We start from the raw sequence: 16,619 nt of genomic DNA, 5'->3' as shown, positions 1-16,619 counted from the left end.
CGTGCGCAGCGTGCGACTTACGGTGCGGAATTGAGGTGCGGGGCACTAGGCGGCTACAGCGTCATCAGCCAGATGCCGAGCACGAGCATCACGATCATGAAGATCGCGCCCACCCACAGCAGCACGATCCAGGTCGAGGGGTTGTCCTCGGCCTCGGTGGCCATCAGCGAGGAGACGTACTCCTGCTGGGCGCCGTAGTCGCCGAAGTCCTGCTCGATCGGCTCCTGCTCGGCGGCGTAGCCGTAGCCGGTCTGCCAGTCGCCGGCCTCCTCGCCTGCGTAGGCATCCTCCGCGTAGCCGGTCGCGTAGGCGGGCTCGGTCTCGTAGATCTCGGCCGCAGTCTCCTGCTCCTGAGGCGGGGCCCAGTGGCGGGCCTGACCGTTGCGCGACTCCTGGACGAGCATCCCGGAGGGCTGGACGAAGGGCTGGTACGCCGCCTCGACCGTGGTCTCGGAGACCGGCTCGGGCTCGGGGACGGGCTCGGGTCCGGGAAGGGGACCAGGCTCCGGGGTCGGGTCGGGCACGGGCGCCGGGTCGGGGACGGGCTCGGGCTCCGGGACCGGTGTCGGCTCCGGGAAGGGCGAGGGGTCCGGGATGGGCGACGGCTCGGGCTCGGGGATCACGGCCTGCTCCGCGGCGGCCGGCTCGTGTGCCGGCGGGGGAGTGGTCGGCGGCGGGACGGTCGGCGGTGCGTACGCCGGGCGGACCGCGGTGGTCCCGTCGGGCTCGTCGTCGGTGTCGAGCTTCTCCTCGACGGACGGCGCCTGGCGCCTCGAGGTGCGCTCGGTGGGTTCGTCGTTGGAGGCCGACGATGCCGGACCCGGCACGTTGTCGTCGCCGTAGGCGCTGATCCGAGGCAGGCTCAGGGAGGTCTGCGCCGCGTCGGGCTCGTCCTCGACGGCCTCCGGGGCGGTCGAGGAGACGGGCTTCCGGATCACGGTCGCCTCGTTGGGCTCGTCGAGCTCATCGGGCGTGACATCGTCGTTCGCAGTAGGCTGGATGGCTTCGGGCTTCGCTTCAGCAGCGGACACGGGCGGCGTCCTTTCCTCTACATCGGTGGAGTCAGCCTCGGCTGCTCGGTCGGGCTCCGTGGCGACCTCTAGACCACACATCGGGCACGCCGGCTCATCGGACAGCCGGTGTCCACACTGTGCGCAGCTGGTCATGCCACCCCCATGGCGTCGAAGATCACTCCCGTGCGTTCCCAAGCCTAGGTCACCCGCCTTAACCTTGGGCCGATGCCCGTAGATCGCGGAGCAGCGGGATATCGGGGTTGTCCGCGTCGCGAGAGCCGGGAGTCTCCAGGATGAAGGGGACTCCGTCGGTCGCCGGATGCGCGAAGAGCTCCTCGAAGGCCGTCGTGCCGATGTGGCCGCGGCCGATCTGCTCGTGGCGGTCGAGGTGCTTGCCGCGTACGTCCTTGGAGTCGTTGGCGTGGATCAGCCGGAGCCGTCCGGGGCCGCCGATCTCGACGATCCGGTCGACGCACGCGGTCGCGCCACCGGGCTCGTCCAGCGGGGCGCCGGCGGCGAAGACATGGCAGGTGTCCAGGCAGATCCCGGCCTTGGGGTGGAAGTCGACGGCCTCCAGGTAGGCCGGCAGGTCCTCGACGCCCGCGCACAGCGAGCGTCCCTGGCCGGCGGTCGGCTCCAGCAGCAGCCAGGGCGCGTCCTCGGCGGAGATCTCGTCGAGCACCGGCAGCAGCGCCTCGCGTACCTGCTTCATCGCGACCGCCTGCTTCTCGGTCGCATCCCCGTCGGGGGAGACGAAGGAGCCGGTGTGGATGACGACCCCTTCGGCGCCGATGTCGGCGGCGCGGCGGAGGTTGTGGGCGACCAGGGCGGCCGACTTCTCGTAGGTGGCCGGGGTCGGCGAGCCCAGGTTGACCAGGTAGGGGGCGTGGACGAAGGCACGCATGCCGCGCCGTTCGATCTCCGCCCGGAACGCCTTGTCCTCGGCGGGTTTCCCGGCCGAGAGCGCCCAGCCGCGCGGGTTGCCGACGAAGATCTGCAGGGTCTCGCCGCCGACCGCGTCGGTGTTGGCGAGGGCACCGGCGACGAGACCCTTGCCGACCTGTACGTGGGTGCCGATCGGGTTGCGAAGGGAGGTCCGAGAAGTGGTCAAGGTCAGTTCAGCCAGATCGTGATCTCGGAGCCGTAGGGAGCCTCGCCGCTAGCCGGCTCCTGACGGGTCACGTAGCCGAGGCCGAGGTTGATGCCGGCCTCCGGCTCCTCCTTGACCTTGAATCCGGCGGCCTCGAGAGTCTGCCTGGCTGTGGCCTTGTCGGCGCCGACGACGTTGGGAACCGCGACAGCGGCGGGGCCCTTGGCGACCACCAGGGTCACGGTCTCGCCCTTGGGGAGGGTGCCGGAGTTGGGGCTCTGGCTGAGCACGGTGCCCGGCTGGATCTCCTGGTTCTCCTCCTCCTGGATCTCGACCTTCAGACCGTCGGCCTCCAGCGACTTCTTGGCGCGCTCGGCGCTACGGCCGGTCCAGTCGACGATGTCGACGGGAGCCGGGCCCTTGCTGATCACGAGCACGATCGCCTTGCCGGGCCGCACCAGGGTGCCGGCGCGAGGCTGGGAGTTGATGACGTGGCCCTCGGGGACGTTGTCGTTGAACTTCTCGATCGGGTCGCCGATGCCGAGACCCTTGTCGCGGATCTCGTCCTGGGCGTCGTCGGCGAGCATGCCCTTGACCTTGGGCACGGAGTATTCCTCGACGCCCTTGCTCACGCTGATCTCGACCGTCGATCCGGGCAGCGCCTTGTCGTCGCGGCCGGGGTCGGAGTCGATCACCACGCCCTCCTCGACGGTGTCGGAGAACTCGGTGTTGGCCGAGACCTCGAAGCCGGCGTCCTGCAGCTGCGTGGTCGCCGCGGCCTTGCTCAGGCCGGCCACCGAGGGCACCCGCTCGTAGCGGCCGTCCACGAACCACCACAGTCCGGTCGCCACCAGCGCGACGGCCACCACGGCGGCGCCGATCGCGAGCGGGCCCTTCCAGGTCGCCGGCATGCTCCAGCGCTGCTTCGGCTGCGCGGGGGTCGGGGCGATGCGTACGTTCTCCTCGGGCTCGCTCAGCGAGAGCCGGGCGCCCGCGGGGAGTCCGACGCCCGGAGGCGGTCCCGGCGGACCCGGGGGACGACCCGGCGGCGGACCGGACGGCCCTGACTGCCCGGACGGTCCCAGGCCGAGCGCCGGCAGGACGGCGGTCGTCTCGGAGCCGGACTCGTCGTGAGCCCGTGCCGGGGAGTCGGTGCCACCGGCGCCCTGGGCGCCCTGCTCGGGTGCGCCGGGCCGGGGGAGCGCCAGGTCGGCGGTGAGGTCGGGGTCGTCGAAGATGCCCGCGGACAGGGTGGCCATGACCCGGTTGACCATGCGCAGCAGCACGCCGGCGTCGGCCGGGCGCAGCTCGGGGTCACGGGCGGTCGCGCGGGCGACCAGGGCGTCGACGTACCGGGGGATGCCGGGGGCGGCCTTCGACGGCGGCGGGACGTCCTCGTGGACATGCTTGTAGGCGATCTCGACCGGCGAGGGACCGCTGTGCGGCTTGCGTCCGGTGAGCAGCTCGTAGAGCACGACGCCGGCGGCGTAGACATCGGACCGCGGCCCGGACCTGGACTCGGTGACCAGCTCGGGCGCGAGATAGGAGACGGTGCCGACCAGGTTGCCGGTGGTGGCGTCGTTGGAGTTGTTGTTCATCACCCGGGCCAGACCGAAGTCGGCGACCTTGACCCGCTGCGAGATCGAGGCGGCGCCGGTGGTGATGAGCACGTTCTCGGGCTTGATGTCGCGGTGCACGATCCCGATCGCGTGGGCCGCGGTCATCGCGCTCAGGATCGGCTCGATGTAGGCCAGCGCCTTCGCCGCGCCCAGCGGAGCCTGTGAGGCGATGGTGTCGCGCAGGGTGTGTCCCTCGATGTACTCCATCGCGAGGAAGGCGACGCCGTCGTCCTCGTCCTGGTCGTAGACGGCGACCACGTTGGGGTGGGAGAGCTTCGCGGCAGACCTGCCCTCGCGGACGAACCGCTCGGCGAAGTTGCCCTCCTCGTCGAGGTCCTGGTGCATGACCTTGACGGCGACGATGCGGTCCAGCCGCATGTCGTGGGCCACGTAGACCGTCGCCATGCCGCCCTTCGCGACCTTCTCGACGATCCGGTAACGCATCCCCAAGACCTTGCCCAGAAGGGGTTCGGATGCGGTAGCCGAGCCTCCGCCGTGGCGCCCGATGACGTCGTCACGGGGGTCCGCCTCACTAGCCACGCGATCCTCCTGTCTCCGGTTGGAGAAGTATTCCGGACCGGGCAATGGTACGGACCAGCGGGTCCCACTCACGACTTTCCGGACCAGCTACCCGGGCCGGTAATGTGATTGTTATGAGCGAGCGTCAGCGAGTGACCATGGGCCTCAGGCCGCCACGTCCGTATCCTGGCGCGTGCGCTACGGAGGTGGCGGCATGAGCGACTTGCGGTTGGCGGAGCAGGATCTGGGTGTCCTGGTTGAAGAGTGGATCGACTGGGCTACGGCCGCGTCGCTGCTCGGAGTGACCGTTGGGAAGGTGCGCACCATGATCCGCGAGCACGAGCTCGCCGCGGCGGTGCCTCCGGGGATGAAGGGCCAGCACATCCCGGCCCTGTTCATCCAGGACGGTCTGCCGGTCAAAGGTCTGGGCGGGCTGCTGCACGTGCTCCACGACGGACGCTACGACGACCGCGAGATCATCGCCTGGCTCTTCCTCGACGACGACCTTCCCGGCCGCCCGATCGACGCGCTTCGGGAGAACCGCGGGTCGGAGGTCAAGCGCCGGGCCCAGGCCATGGCACTCTGATCCCGCCCGTTCCGTACGTCTCGGAGGAACCTCGTGAGGTCGAAGTCTGCCCTGGTCGCCCTGCTGCTCGCCGTCCTGATGGCGCTGGTCGCCGGATGTGGAGGCGGCACCGGAGGTGACTCCGGGTCGGGCGGTGGCGGGAAGACCGGCACCGACCCCGAGAGCGGGCTCGCCTGGATCGCGGAGTCCGACCTGCCGCCCGAGGGCGTGGAGACGCTCGAGCTGATCGACGCCGGCGGCCCGTTCCCCTACCCGGGCAAGGACGGCAGCACCTTCGGCAACCGCGAGGGGATCCTGCCGGAGGAGGCGTCGGGCTACTACGCCGAATACACCGTGCCGACGCCTGGCTCCGATGGCCGGGGCGCGCGGCGTATCGTCACAGGCGAGGGTGGGGAGTTCTACTTCACCGAGGACCACTACGAGTCGTTCTCACGGATCGACCGGGGGTGATGGGCATGAGCGAGCGCCAGCGAGCGACAGTAGGCCTCATGCCGTCGCTTCCGTATTCTTCGCTGTACGGAACGGAGGCGACGGCATGAGTGGACTGGCAGGTCTTCTAGCGGGAAAGGTCGATCCCGGCGTCTATCGCTGGCACACCGAGCTGGCCGCGGCCGACCTCTCCGAGTCGGTGACCGGCGCGGGCTGGTCGCTGGCGCAGATCGCCGACGTGGCCGAGACGAAGGACGAGGTGCTCGGTGCCATCGGCGCCGCGCTCGGCTTCCCGGCCCACTTCGGCCGCAACCTCGACGCGCTCTGGGACTCGCTGCGCGATCTCTCCGCGCCCACGGTGCTGCTGTGGGAGACGTGGGGGTGCGCTGCGTACGCGGATCGTGCCGGTTTCGACAAGATCGTCCGGGTCCTCCAAGACCGTGCCTCGGAGATCTCCGAGGACCGGCCGGCGTTCACCGTGCTGCTGCGCGGGGACGGTCCGGAGACGGACCTGCCCGACCTGGGCTGATCACCCGACGTCGACCGTACGGGTGGGGTAGCCCGTGGCTCCGTCGGGAGCGGGCGGTGCCTCGTCGGCGGTCTGCGGGGTGCCGGTGCGGTCGTACGCCCGCGCCTGGATCCGGTGCTCGCCCTCGGTCGCGTCCCAGCGGTAGGTCCACTGGCGCCAGGTGTCGATGCTGTCCTCGGCGGCGAGCGTGGCGGGCTGCCAGGGGCCGTCGTCGATGCGTACCTCGACCTTGCTCACACCCCGATGCTGCGCCCAGGCGACGCCGGCGACGGTGCGTTCACCGGGCATGACGTCGTCTCCGGGCAGATCGATGCGGCACTCGGTCTTGATCGGGCCCTCGGCGGACCAGCCGCGGTCGGTCCAGTAGGCGCGGAAGTCGTCGAAGCGGGTGACCTCCAGCTCGGTGAGCCACTTGGTCGCCGAGACGTAGCCGTAGAGACCGGGGACGACCATGCGTACGGGGAAGCCGTGGTCCCGGGTCAGCGGCTCGCCGTCCTGGGCGATCGCGAGCAGAGCGTCGCGGCCGTCGGTGAGCGCCTCGAGCGGGGTGCCGATGGTGATGCCGTCGGCACCGGTGGACTTCACCGCGTCGGCGTCGGGGGACAGGCCGGCACGCTTGAGGACGTCGCGGATGCGTACGCCGGTCCAGGTCGCGTTGCCGATCAGGTCGCCGCCGACCTCGTTGGAGACGCAGCAGATCGTCACGCGGCGCTCGTAGAGCGGCATCGCGAGCAGGTCCTCGTAGGTCAGCTCGACCGGATCGTCGACCAGGCCGTGGATCTTGAGCCTGTAGTCGGCGACGTCGACGCGTGGGGTGAGCAGGGCGATGTCGATGCGGTAGAAGTCGTCGACCGGGGTCAGGTGGGGCGTCAGCCCGTCGATCCGGAGCTCCGCGCCCGCCGGGAGGGGAGCGGCGGGGGAGACGGCCGCGGGGATGGCCACCCTCGTCGCCGGGTGCCGGCGTGCGGTGACCACCTTGGCGCCGACCCCGCCGGCCGCACCCACGGCTGTCACCGCCGCGGCGGCGACCAGGAACCTGCGACGGTCGAAGCCGTCGGGCGCCTCTGCCTCGGTGGGCGGGCTGTCGGTGTCGCGCAGGGGCCGGGTGAGGAGGATCAGCGCGGTGACGCCGACCGCGAGGCCGATCACGATCGCCACGCTGCCAATTTTCGGGCTCGTCGTGCCGTTGCCGGCCCGGTCGGCCAGGAGGGCCGCGATGTCGACGGCCCCCAGGAGCACGAGCATGCCCGCACCGAGGGCGGGGCGGCGTACGGCCAGGGCGCCGGCGACCCCGAGCAGGGCCAGCGTGACCAGGCCGACGCAGGCGAGCAGGATCGGCTTGTCGGCGGTGCCGAAGGTGGCGACCGCCGCCTCCTTGAGCCAGCGCGGGGTGAGGTCGATGACCCGGTCGCCGAGCGCGAGCAGGGGCGAGGCGCCGCCGGCCAGGGCGGCGATGAGCTCGGCGACGCCGAGGCCGAGCACGCCGGCGGCGATGCCCGCGAGGGGGCCGTACGGAAGACGTGGTGCCGAAGCGGAGCCCGAGGCCTTCTGCTCGGCGAGGTTGCCGGATGTCATGCTGTGGGTTCGTGGCCGATCGATGGGCGGATGGGACCAATCCTCCCACTCTTCGGCTGCGAACCCGGGATGAGATCTGTCATTTGTCGGAAGGGGTGCGCATGCGGCGAGCGCTGCGGGTCGTGGGCGACGAGTCGCCACCTGACCCCGATGACGACCTGGACCCGGCGGCGGTGCTCGCCGCGGTCGCCGGTGGCGACCTCGATGCCTTCGGCCGCCTCTACGACGAGCTGGCTCCGCTGGTCTTCGGCGTCGCCCGGCGGGTCGTGCGCGACCCCTCGCGTGCGGAGGAGGTGACCCAGGAGGTGTTCACCGAGCTGTGGCGCCAGGCGGCCCGGTTCGACCCGTCGCGCGGCTCCGTCCGGACCTGGGTGCTGACGATCGCGCACCGTCGCGCGGTCGACACCGTGCGCTCCACGCAGGCCTCGCGGGCGCGGGAGGAGCACGTCGGCCGGCGGGAGCCGGTGGACGTCGCCGGCCCGGAGGACGCTGTCGTCACGGCGTCGGAGCACGAAGGCGTACGCCGCTGCCTGGACTCCCTCACGCCGCTGCAGTCCCAGGCGGTGCGGCTGGCCTACTACCAGGGCTTCACCTATCCCGAGGTCGCCGAGCTGCTCGGCCGGCCGCTGCCGACGGTGAAGTCGAGGATGCGGGACGGGCTGATCCGTCTTCGTGATTGCCTGGAGGTTCGGGATGGCGCCTGACGTACACGGTCTGGTCGGGGCCTATCTTCTCCACGCGCTGGAGCCCGGTGAGCGAGCAGAGGTCGAGGCGCACCTGGCAGCCTGTCCCGACTGCCGCGAGGAGGTCGACTCGCTGCGGTCGGCGACCGCGTCGCTGGCCGGTGAGGTCGCCGAGACCCCTCCGGCGTCGCTGCGCGCACGGGTGATGCGTACGGCCTCGGAGACTCCGCAGCTCCCGCCCGTGGTCGCCGCGGGCCGCGCTCGTCGTCGTTGGTTCGCGGGCGCGATCGCCGCGGTCGCAGCCCTGATCATCGGTGTCGGCGTGACGGTCGGCGTCGTCGTACGAGATGACGACCCGCCCGCGATGACCGCCGCCGAGGTGATGTCGGCCCCGGACGCGCGGATGCACAAGGAGGAGACCTCCGACGGGGAGCTGATGGTCGCGATGTCCCACGAGATGCACATGGTCGCCGTCGACACCGCCCACCTCGACCGCCCCGCGGGCATGACCTATCAGGTCTGGTGGCACACCGACGCCGGCATGGAGTCCGCCGGTGTCCTCGATGAGGAGATGGCCGTCGCCGTACCGGTCGAGGACGGCGACCTGATGGTCACCATGGAACCCGAGGGCGGCTCCGACAAGCCCTCCGAGAAGGTCCTCTTCCAGATGCCTGCCGAGCGCCTCTGACGCCGGTCAGACCGTGCGCTGGGTGGCGGCGGTGGCGAGGGCGCGGAGGACTTCGGCGGCGTTGGCGTCGAGGACGCCCGACGACTTGGCGTCGTCGAGGGCGGTGAGGCCCTGGTCGGCGAGCTCGGTGATGGTCTTCTCGACCTGCTGCTCGGCACCGGAGGAGGCGATGATCGTACGCAGCGCCGCGACCTGGTCCACGGTGAGCGGCTGGCCGAGGGAGCGGTCCAGGAGGTCGGCATCGGCGGACGGTGACGCCTTCAGCGCGAGGGCGACCAGGACGGTGCGCTTGCCCTCGACCAGGTCGTCGCCGGCCGGCTTGCCGGTGACCGAGGGGTCGCCGAAGACGCCGAGGAGGTCGTCGCGGAGCTGGAAGGCCTCGCCGACGGGGAGGCCGTAGGCCGACAGCGCCTCGATCTGCTCCTGGGAGGCACCGGCCAGGGCGGCGCCGACGTGGAGGGGGCGCTCGACGGAGTACTTGGCCGCCTTGTAGCGGACCACCTTCATCGCTGCCTCGACGTCCGCAGCGCCGCGGGCCTGGACGGTGATGTCGAGGAACTGCCCTGCGATCACCTCGCTGCGGGTGTGGTCGAACACCGAGAGGGCGGCCGAGGTCTCGGAGCCCCCGAACCCAGAGGTACGCAGCAGCTCGTCCGACCAGGTCAGCAGCAGGTCGCCGAGGAGCACGGCCGCGGCGTCGCCATAGGCGCGGGACCGGCCCGGCCAGCCCGCGGCGGAGTGGTCGGCCTCGAACGCGCGGTGCGCGGCCGGCGCTCCGCGCCGGGTGTCGGAGTCGTCGATGACATCGTCGTGAACGAGCGCCGAGGCCTGGAGCAGCTCGAGCGCGGCGGCCGCCCGGACGAGCGACTCCTCCTCGGCCGGCGAGGGGGAGGGGCGGACCGCGTGGAAGCCCCAGTAGCAGAACGCGGCCCGCAGCCGCTTGCCGCCGGACATCGACTCGCGGGCGCGGCGCAGCAGCGGTTCGACCTCGTCACCGAGCGGAGCCAACCGCTGGGACTGCGTCTCGAGGAAGGTGTCCAGCGCCCCCTGGACGCGACTGCGGAATTCATCGGCGTCCCACGTTTCATTCACTCTCCGAGCCTAGGGCACTGCCTAGGATGGCCCGATGGTGACTGGACGTGGACGCTCCCTGGCGGAGCTGATCAACCAAGGTGAGCGCTCGTTCTCCTTCGAGTTCTTCCCGCCGAAGGACGAGGCCGGCGAGGAGCAGCTGTGGAACGCCGTGCGCGCACTGGAGCCCTACCGCCCCACCTTCGTGAGCGTCACCTACGGCGCCGGCGGCTCGACCCGTGACAAGACGGTCGCCATCACCGGCCGGATCGCCGCGGAGACCGAGCTGCTCCCGGTCGCCCACCTGACCTGCGTCGGCCACACCCGCGACGAGGTGGCGGGGATCCTGGACTCCTACGCGGCGAAGGGCGTCGAGCACGTGATGGCCCTGCGCGGCGACCCCGCCGAGGGGCCGCGCGCCGAGTGGACCCCGACCGCGGGCGGTCTCGACTACGCGATCGACGTGGTGAACCTGGCCCGTGAGCGAGGTGACTTCCGCATCGGCGTCGCCGCCTTCCCGGAGGGCCACCCGAGCGCCGAGTCGCTCGAGGCGGACGCCGACGTGCTGGTCGCCAAGGCGAGGGCCGGCGCGGAGTTCGCGGTCACCCAGATGTTCTTCCGTGCGGCCGACTACTTCGGCCTCGTCGACCGGGTCCGTGCCCGCGGCGTCGACATCCCGATCCTGCCCGGGATCATGCCGATCCTGAACCTCGCCGCCATCCGCCGCCAGAGCGAGCTGATCGGGGCCGAGGTCCCCGAGGAGATCGTCGAGCGGCTCAGCGCCGCTGGCCCCGAGCCCGCCGACATCCGTGCCGAGGGCATCGCCGTGGCCGCCGAGCTCTGCCAGGAGCTCCTCGACGGAGGCGCCCCGGGGCTGCACTTCTACACCCTCAACCGCTCCAAGGCGACGCTGGAGATCTTCGCCAAGCTCAACGTCACCGTCTAGGCCGCGCTCACTTCTCGGCAGGCCCGATCGACTGCGCGACCAGCGCGGACGAGAGCCCGGCGAACGGCAGCCCGGAGCCGGGGGTGGCGTGGGCGCCGGCGGCGTAGACGTTCGGGAGCGGGGTGCGCGGCCCGAGGCGCTGGAACACCGTGCCCCGTCCCGCCCACTTCACGCCCAGCGGCGACCCGCGCCAGCGGCGTACGAGCTCGGCGGCGCCCAGGTCGACACGGTGCACGACGTGCTCGCGCAGATCGATCTTGTGGCGCGCCAGCGCCAGCAGGACGTCCTCCATCAGCTTGCCGTGGGAGTGGATCGTCCAGGCATGCTGGCCCTCGGGGGCGAGCCCGCGGGTGCGTACGACCAGGGTCGGCTCGCCGTGGAGCACCAGCTCGTCGGGAAGATCGACGAGGTGATCGGGCAGCGAGGAGAGTCCGAGGTGGAACGTCATCGGCGGGATCGCCGGCAACGTACGTTCCACCAGCGGCCGCAGGGCCGGCAGCGAGCGCGGATCGAAGGCGACCACGACCGCTCCGTCGGCGCCGAGATCGATCTCGCCGGCGGTGGTGCTGACCGCGACCGCCCGTCCATCACGTACGACGATGTCCTCCACGCGGGTCGCGGTCTGCACCGAGACCCGGCGGGTGGTCATCCGGGCGGCGAGCACCTCGGCCACGACCCCCATCCCGCCCTCGACCCGCCAGGCGCCGAAGCGCTGCTCGAGATAGGCGGTGAGCCCCGCCCAGGCAGGTACGTCACGCAGCTCCTGCCCCGCCGCGACGAACGGGTGCGCCGCAACGAGCCTGAGCCGCTCGTCCTTGAACGTCTTGCGCAGCCGCTTGTGGAGGGTCTCGCGCGACCGGAACCGCTCCGCGACGGCCGCGGGCAGGGCCGAGGGCTCCCACGGCACCTCGAAGTAGTGCTGGCGCAGCACCTCCCAGTCCTCGCTGAACCTGGCGACGTAGTCGGTCCACCGCTCACCCATGCCCGGGCCCAGCTCGTCGAAGGCCGCCAGCTGGGCGCCGCGGGTGCCGCCGGGCACCGAGACCGAGGTCTTGTCGGCGAACCGGTGCTCGCGGATGACGTCCATCGGCACCAGCTCGAGCTCTCGCTCGGCCGGCCGCCCGGACTTGCGGAACAGGTCGCGCATCACCGCGGGCAGCAGCGTCGAGGTCGCCGAGGCGTCCCAGGTGAACCCCTCCTCACGCACGGGTACCAGGGCGCCGCCGAGCTGACCGGAGGCCTCGAGAAGGGTCACCGAGTGGCCGAGCTTGGCCAGCCTGGCGGCGCTGGCCATTCCGGCGTACCCGCCCCCGAGGACGACGACGCGCGTCACTGGACGGGGTAGGGCTTGGTCGTGCCGTCGGCCGGGCCCTCCGACGGCGGGGCGCCACGTCTTCCGCGCCGGGTCAGCCTGCGCCAGCCCCCGCGAATGGTGCGGACGATGAAATACACCAGCACCAGCCCGGCGGCCAGCAGAACGGCGGCGATACCGGCGGCGGCCAGCGGATGCTCGGTCGCGAACCAGACCACGCCGAGTACGAGGCCGTCCTCGGCCAGGCTGACCACCGAGTTGGAGACCGGCTCGGGGGAGGAGTTGACCGCCAGCCGCTCGCTGGCCTTGACCAGGTGGGACATGAGCGCCGAGGTGCCGCCCACGACGCCGCCGACGGCCGCGTTGAGCGAGTCGGCCTCGCCGGCGAGCAGGACGCCGATCACGGCGCCGATCGTGGGCCGGATCACCGTGGAGATCGAGTCCCAGGTCGAGTCGACGTACGGCACTTTGTCCGCGACGAACTCGATGGCGAACATCGCCCCGGCGGCCGCCAGCACCGGCCAGGTGCCGAGCACGTCAGGGATCTCCTCGGCCCCCGTCGTACGCTGCACGACGCCGAGCACCAGCACGACCAGATAGGCGTTGATGCCACTGGCCCACCCGCTGGAGAAGGTCAGCGCTAGAGATTCCATGGAGACATCTTGGCGTACGACACCGACAGTTCGGACTCGGCCCGAGACCAAGCGCACGCGATCCCGTATTTACCTCCGTTGTGCCCCGTGCGGCAGAATGGGCTGATCAACGCAGAGTTCCCCCACGTCGCAAGGAGACCGGATGACCATGACGACACCCGACGAGAACGAAGGTGTGGTCGTGAACGAGGACCTGGAGACCACCGTCGAGGTGGCGGCCCTCGCTGCTGAGCCCGTGCCGCGGGAGATGACGTGGGCGGTCCGGCTGATCGTCGGTCTGATCGCGTTCAGCGCCGTCGTGGTCGTGGTCATGGTGCTGCGTTCCGATGACCTGGTGCGCGCGTGGGCGGAGGGCAACGCCTCGGCCAAGCGCATCCTGGAGACCGAGGGGCTCGAGGCCCTCATCAACCCGCCCACCGACAACCGGGTCAGCGCGCCGGCGTTCATCGCCCCCGCGATCACGCTGTTCGGTGTGATGGCCGGCATGCTCGGTGTGCTCGCGGTCTTCCTCCGAAACGGCTTCGAGTGGGCCCGCATCACGATCTCGTTCCTGGTGTTCATCTCCGCGGTGGCCAGCGTCGGCGGCATCCTGACCGGCCCGCCGGTGATCATCAGCGTGCTCACCGCGATCGCGATCGTCATCGCCGCGGGGCTGCTGGTGGTCATGTGGCTGCCGGCCAACACCCGCTACATCCACCCGCCGCACCTCATCCGCGGCGCCGTCGCCGAAGACTGAGCGGCCGGCAGCACCGCTCGACACGCCCCGCCACCGAACGTCTTGTGACTGTCGGTGGTGGGGTGTAGTTTAATCACGTGTTCGAACAGATGTTCGAACAACCAGGCTCTGGCGGGCGTCGTCCTCGACCCCCGACGCCCGCCGGAGCCGTCCACTGCGGGGTCGACCGTGAGCGAGAAGGACGACCCGATGCATCTGCTGCCGGCCACGACGCACAACTACCTCTTCCGAGCCACCGAGACCCTCGCGGAGGCGATCGTGGCCGACGACGTGCCGAGCAGGTACGCCATCGCTCACGTCGCCGCACTCCAGGCCGCCGCCGCTCTGATCGCCGCCCGCACCGACCCCGTCGAGGCCGCGAGCCGCGCTGGTCGCCGTCGTCCGTGGAACGCCTGGGTCCGCCTCAAGAAGGTCGCGCCCGAGCTCTCCGAGTGGGCCGACTACTTCGCCGCCGGCGCCGCTAAGCGCGCCGCGGCGGAGGCGGGCTCGATCCGTGCGGTCACCGCGGAGGAGGCCGACGAGCAGGTGCGTGACGCCGACCGGTTCCTCGCCGTCGTCGAGGAGTCGCTCGGCCTGATGGCCCACACCTCGCAGGCCACCCAGCTCCGGCACGACCGCCTCGTGGGCTGATCCAGGTGTGGCGTACGCAGGGTGGGAGGCAGGGCCTACGCTTGGCCCCATGTCAGCTGGCTCCGCTTCCACCAGTCGTCGGGCAGGCGCCCGGACCGTCGCCGTCTGGGACGCGCTCGACCCGGTCCTGGCCTCCGGGCCGCTCGACGTCCTCGACATCGGCGGCGGCACCGGCACCTCAGCCGTACGCATCGCCGGGCTCGGCCACCGGGTCACCGTCGTCGACCCCAGCCCCGATGCGCTGGCCGCGCTCGACCGCCGGGCGCGCGAGGCCGGCGTCTCCGTCGACGCGCGCCAGGGCGACCTGTCCGCACTCTCCGACGTCGCCGACCCCAGCGGTGCCGACGTGGTGCTCTGCCACGGCGTCCTCGAGGTCGTCCCCGACGCTGCTGAGGCGCTGGCAGGGATCCGCGAGGTGCTCCGTCCCGGCGGCACGCTCAGCCTGCTGGTCGCCCAGCGCACCGCCGCCGTCCTCTCCCGTGCTCTGGCCGGCCACTTCGCGCAGGCCGCAGAGCTTCTCGACGACACCACCTCCCAGGGGCGCTCCGGTCGGCGCTTCGCTCTCGACGAGGTCACCGGGCTGCTCGAGGCCGCCGGGTTCGCGGTCTCGGACGTTCGCGGCGTACGTGTCTTCGTGGATCACGTTCCCGGGTCGCTGCTCGATGTCGACCCTGGCGCGACCAACGCACTGGTCGATCTGGAGCAGGCGGCGTCCACGCGTCCGGACTATCTGCCGCTGGCCTCGCAGCTGCATCTGCTCGCTTCGCTTCGCTGACGGGGCGCTTGTCCGCGTCCTTGGAGGATCGGGGTGACCTCCTCCGCCGGCGCTCCGGAGGCCACCCCGATCCTCCATGTCGACATGGACGCCTTCTTCGTGTCGGTGGCTATCAGGCACCAGCCCGAGCTCTGGGACCAGCCGGTGGTGGTCGGCGGACATGCCCGTGGCGTGGTGACCTGCGCCAACTATCCGGCGCGGGCCTACGGCGTGCGGGCCGCGATGCCGGGCTCGATGGCGAGACGGCTGTGCCCTCAGCTCGTCTCCGTCCGTCTCGACTTCGGTGAGGTCGCCGAGGTCTCCCATCAGGTCCGCGAGATCTTCCGCCGCGCCACCCCGCTGGTGGAGGTGGTCAGCGTCGACGAGGCGTTCCTCGACGTACGGGGAGCGACCAGGCTCTTCGGGAGCCCCGAGGAGATCGCCCAGCGGATCCGCCGCCAGATCGCCGAGGAGCTGAGCATCACCTGCTCGGTCGGCGTCGCGCCCACCCCGAGCGTGGCCAAGGTCGGCAGCCGCAAGGCGAAGCCCGACGGCGTCGTGGTCGTGCGGCCGGAGGAGATCCCCGGCTTCCTCCACCCGCTCGACGTCGGTGAGCTCTACGGCGTCGGCCCGAGCACGAGGACCCGGCTGCGGCGGCTCGGCTTCGAGACGGTGGGCGACATCGCCCGCACCCCGGTACCGACCCTCCACCAGATCCTCGGCCCGCGCCTCGGTGGCCACCTGCACCGGCTCGCCACCGGCACCGACCGGCGCGAGCTGACCGGGCGGCTGGGCCCCGACCTGCCCGACCGGTCCACCGGCGCCCAGGAGACCTTCGGCCACGACCTGAGCGACCGCGAGGACATCGTCCGCGAGCTGCTGCGCCTCTCGGCCCGGGTCACCCGGCGGATGCGGCGGGCCGGCACGGTCGGCCGCACGGTCGCGCTGACGGTGCGGTTCACCGACTTCAAGACCATCTCGCGCTCGCGCACGCTGCCTGATCCCACCGACGTCACCCAGGACGTGCACGCCACCGCGGTCCGCCTCTACGACGAGCTGAATCTCCGGGGCCGGGCCCTGCGCCTGGTCGGGGTCCGGGTCGAGCACCTGGTCGCCCGCGAGGGCACCGACCGGCAGCTGGTGCTCGGCGAGCGGGAGCGGGGCTGGTCCGAGGCCGACCGCGCCATCGACCAGGTCGCCGAGCGCTTCGGATCCAGCCTCGTACGCCGCGCGAGCCTGCTCGATCAGGGCCGGGGTTGACGCACCAGCCACTTTGCTTGACACAATCGGTCTTGGTTGTGCCATGTGGCAGAACGTCAAGGGGCAAGAATTTTCTGGGCTCACTACCGCCTTCAGGGTGGCCAGCCTAGACTTGGGGATACCCCAACAGGACATGGGAGGTACGGTGCCACTCTCGGAAGAGGAGCTTCGCCTGCTCGAGCAGATGGAGCGCGCGCTCTCGGCGGAGGACCCGAAGTTCGCCTCCGCCCTCCGAGGCACGGCCCTGCGCCGTGCCCAACGTCGACACGCGGTCATCGCGGGCATCGTGCTCGCCGGTGGTGTCGCGTTGCTGATGACCGGTGTGATCTCACGGATGTGGATCGTCGGGGTGGTCGGCTTCTTGGTGATGCTGGCCTCGACCTCCGTGCTGCTCACCGCTCTTCGTGGTGCTGCCGCGGTCGAGGAGGACGACGGGGACCACGCGCCCCGCAGCTCGTTCTTCGACCGGGCCAGCGAGCGCTGGAAGCAGCGCCGCCGCGACAACGACCTCTGAGGGAATGACCTC

The 16,619-nt window shown here is 71.4% G+C and carries 18 protein-coding genes; 11 read left to right on the top strand and 7 right to left on the bottom strand.

Translation table 11 applies throughout. The annotated features are described in order from the left end of the window. Positions 1–53 precede the first annotated feature (53 nt). From OH802_RS24045 to pknB, 3 genes are all read right to left on the bottom strand, one after another. The gene (locus tag OH802_RS24045; RefSeq protein WP_406022814.1) at positions 54–1,031 is read right to left on the bottom strand and encodes a hypothetical protein; all 978 of its coding nucleotides are present in this window, start codon (positions 1,029–1,031) and stop codon (positions 54–56) included. 193 nt (positions 1,032–1,224) lie between these two features. Beyond that, positions 1,225–2,124, bottom strand: coding sequence for a deoxyribonuclease IV (locus tag OH802_RS24040; protein WP_406022812.1), 900 nt, complete (start codon positions 2,122–2,124; stop codon positions 1,225–1,227). Between the two features lie 2 nt (positions 2,125–2,126). Beyond that, positions 2,127–4,166, bottom strand: a complete 2,040-nt coding sequence (pknB, locus tag OH802_RS24035) for a Stk1 family PASTA domain-containing Ser/Thr kinase (protein ID WP_406022810.1) — start codon at positions 4,164–4,166, stop codon at positions 2,127–2,129. A gap of 289 nt (positions 4,167–4,455) precedes the next feature. On the opposite strand from pknB, the gene OH802_RS24030 reads away from it, so the two are divergent. From OH802_RS24030 to OH802_RS24020, 3 genes are all read left to right on the top strand, one after another. Beyond that, positions 4,456–4,827, top strand: a complete 372-nt coding sequence (locus tag OH802_RS24030; protein WP_406022808.1) for an Rv2175c family DNA-binding protein — start codon at positions 4,456–4,458, stop codon at positions 4,825–4,827. Between the two features lie 33 nt (positions 4,828–4,860). Continuing rightward, on the top strand, positions 4,861–5,277 hold the full coding sequence (locus OH802_RS24025) for a ribonuclease domain-containing protein (protein WP_406022806.1): 417 nt from the start codon (positions 4,861–4,863) through the stop codon (positions 5,275–5,277). Between the two features lie 85 nt (positions 5,278–5,362). Beyond that, the gene (locus tag OH802_RS24020; RefSeq protein WP_406022804.1) at positions 5,363–5,785 is read left to right on the top strand and encodes a barstar family protein; all 423 of its coding nucleotides are present in this window, start codon (positions 5,363–5,365) and stop codon (positions 5,783–5,785) included. Here OH802_RS24020 and OH802_RS24015 read toward each other — a convergent pair whose 3' ends face one another. Continuing rightward, complete coding sequence (locus tag OH802_RS24015) at positions 5,786–7,360, bottom strand: molybdopterin-dependent oxidoreductase (RefSeq protein ID WP_406022802.1); 1,575 nt, start codon at positions 7,358–7,360, stop codon at positions 5,786–5,788. It lies immediately after the preceding gene. A gap of 101 nt (positions 7,361–7,461) precedes the next feature. On the opposite strand from OH802_RS24015, the gene sigK reads away from it, so the two are divergent. Together sigK and OH802_RS24005 are read left to right on the top strand one after the other, a co-directional pair. Beyond that, a complete protein-coding gene (gene sigK, locus OH802_RS24010; protein ID WP_406022800.1) occupies positions 7,462–8,064 on the top strand; it encodes an ECF RNA polymerase sigma factor SigK in 603 nt (200 codons plus the stop codon). Beyond that, positions 8,054–8,731: an anti-sigma factor domain-containing protein gene (locus tag OH802_RS24005; protein ID WP_406022798.1), complete on the top strand. Its 678-nt coding sequence runs from the start codon at positions 8,054–8,056 to the stop codon at positions 8,729–8,731. Before sigK ends, OH802_RS24005 begins: the two co-directional genes overlap by 11 nt. A gap of 6 nt (positions 8,732–8,737) precedes the next feature. Here the strand turns inward: OH802_RS24005 and OH802_RS24000 are convergent, their stop codons facing one another. Next, complete coding sequence (locus OH802_RS24000; protein ID WP_406022796.1) at positions 8,738–9,823, bottom strand: polyprenyl synthetase family protein; 1,086 nt, start codon at positions 9,821–9,823, stop codon at positions 8,738–8,740. Between the two features lie 34 nt (positions 9,824–9,857). On the opposite strand from OH802_RS24000, the gene metF reads away from it, so the two are divergent. After that, positions 9,858–10,748, top strand: coding sequence for a methylenetetrahydrofolate reductase [NAD(P)H] (metF, locus tag OH802_RS23995; protein WP_406022794.1), 891 nt, complete (start codon positions 9,858–9,860; stop codon positions 10,746–10,748). Between the two features lie 7 nt (positions 10,749–10,755). Here the strand turns inward: metF and OH802_RS23990 are convergent, their stop codons facing one another. Continuing rightward, a complete protein-coding gene (locus tag OH802_RS23990) occupies positions 10,756–12,168 on the bottom strand; it encodes a phytoene desaturase family protein (RefSeq protein ID WP_406029395.1) in 1,413 nt (470 codons plus the stop codon). Continuing rightward, the gene (locus OH802_RS23985; RefSeq protein WP_406022792.1) at positions 12,078–12,713 is read right to left on the bottom strand and encodes a DUF4126 domain-containing protein; all 636 of its coding nucleotides are present in this window, start codon (positions 12,711–12,713) and stop codon (positions 12,078–12,080) included. The genes OH802_RS23990 and OH802_RS23985 overlap by 91 nt, the downstream gene beginning before the upstream one ends. Before the next feature lie 142 nt (positions 12,714–12,855). On the opposite strand from OH802_RS23985, the gene OH802_RS23980 reads away from it, so the two are divergent. The 5 genes from OH802_RS23980 to OH802_RS23960 all read left to right on the top strand — a co-directional run bounded on the left by OH802_RS23980 (position 12,856) and on the right by OH802_RS23960 (position 16,607). Then, positions 12,856–13,449: a hypothetical protein gene (locus tag OH802_RS23980; RefSeq protein WP_406022790.1), complete on the top strand. Its 594-nt coding sequence runs from the start codon at positions 12,856–12,858 to the stop codon at positions 13,447–13,449. Between the two features lie 168 nt (positions 13,450–13,617). Then, positions 13,618–14,079: an SAV_6107 family HEPN domain-containing protein gene (locus OH802_RS23975; RefSeq protein WP_406022788.1), complete on the top strand. Its 462-nt coding sequence runs from the start codon at positions 13,618–13,620 to the stop codon at positions 14,077–14,079. A gap of 49 nt (positions 14,080–14,128) precedes the next feature. Further along, positions 14,129–14,854 carry a methyltransferase domain-containing protein gene (locus OH802_RS23970; protein WP_406022786.1) on the top strand — a complete coding sequence of 242 codons (726 nt, stop codon included), beginning with the start codon at positions 14,129–14,131 and terminating at the stop codon, positions 14,852–14,854. A gap of 33 nt (positions 14,855–14,887) precedes the next feature. Further along, positions 14,888–16,093: a DNA polymerase IV gene (gene dinB / locus OH802_RS23965; protein ID WP_406022784.1), complete on the top strand. Its 1,206-nt coding sequence runs from the start codon at positions 14,888–14,890 to the stop codon at positions 16,091–16,093. 145 nt (positions 16,094–16,238) lie between these two features. Continuing rightward, positions 16,239–16,607 (top strand): DUF3040 domain-containing protein, encoded by a 369-nt coding sequence (locus OH802_RS23960; protein ID WP_406022782.1) that lies wholly within the window; start codon positions 16,239–16,241, stop codon positions 16,605–16,607. Positions 16,608–16,619: the final 12 nt, after the last annotated feature.

Source organism: Nocardioides sp. NBC_00850 (assembly GCF_045207335.1).
Taxonomy (GTDB): domain Bacteria; phylum Actinomycetota; class Actinomycetes; order Propionibacteriales; family Nocardioidaceae; genus Nocardioides.
The sequence above is the reverse complement of the archived record's forward strand: the minus strand, read 5'-3'. Positions and strand labels throughout refer to the sequence as shown.

Excerpts from the sequence above, each read along its gene's own strand:
- sigK (WP_406022800.1), top strand. The coding sequence starts at position 7,462 with ATGCGGCGAGCGCTGCGGGTCGTGGGCGACGAGTCGCCACCTGACCCC.
- metF (WP_406022794.1), top strand. The coding sequence starts at position 9,858 with ATGGTGACTGGACGTGGACGCTCCCTGGCGGAGCTGATCAACCAAGGT.
- OH802_RS23970 (WP_406022786.1), top strand. The coding sequence starts at position 14,129 with ATGTCAGCTGGCTCCGCTTCCACCAGTCGTCGGGCAGGCGCCCGGACC.
- pknB (WP_406022810.1), bottom strand. The coding sequence starts at position 4,166 with ATGCGTTACCGGATCGTCGAGAAGGTCGCGAAGGGCGGCATGGCGACG.
- OH802_RS24005 (WP_406022798.1), top strand. The coding sequence starts at position 8,054 with ATGGCGCCTGACGTACACGGTCTGGTCGGGGCCTATCTTCTCCACGCG.
- OH802_RS23980 (WP_406022790.1), top strand. The coding sequence starts at position 12,856 with ATGACCATGACGACACCCGACGAGAACGAAGGTGTGGTCGTGAACGAG.
- OH802_RS24015 (WP_406022802.1), bottom strand. The coding sequence starts at position 7,360 with ATGACATCCGGCAACCTCGCCGAGCAGAAGGCCTCGGGCTCCGCTTCG.
- OH802_RS23985 (WP_406022792.1), bottom strand. The coding sequence starts at position 12,713 with ATGGAATCTCTAGCGCTGACCTTCTCCAGCGGGTGGGCCAGTGGCATC.
- OH802_RS24020 (WP_406022804.1), top strand. The coding sequence starts at position 5,363 with ATGAGTGGACTGGCAGGTCTTCTAGCGGGAAAGGTCGATCCCGGCGTC.
- OH802_RS24030 (WP_406022808.1), top strand. The coding sequence starts at position 4,456 with ATGAGCGACTTGCGGTTGGCGGAGCAGGATCTGGGTGTCCTGGTTGAA.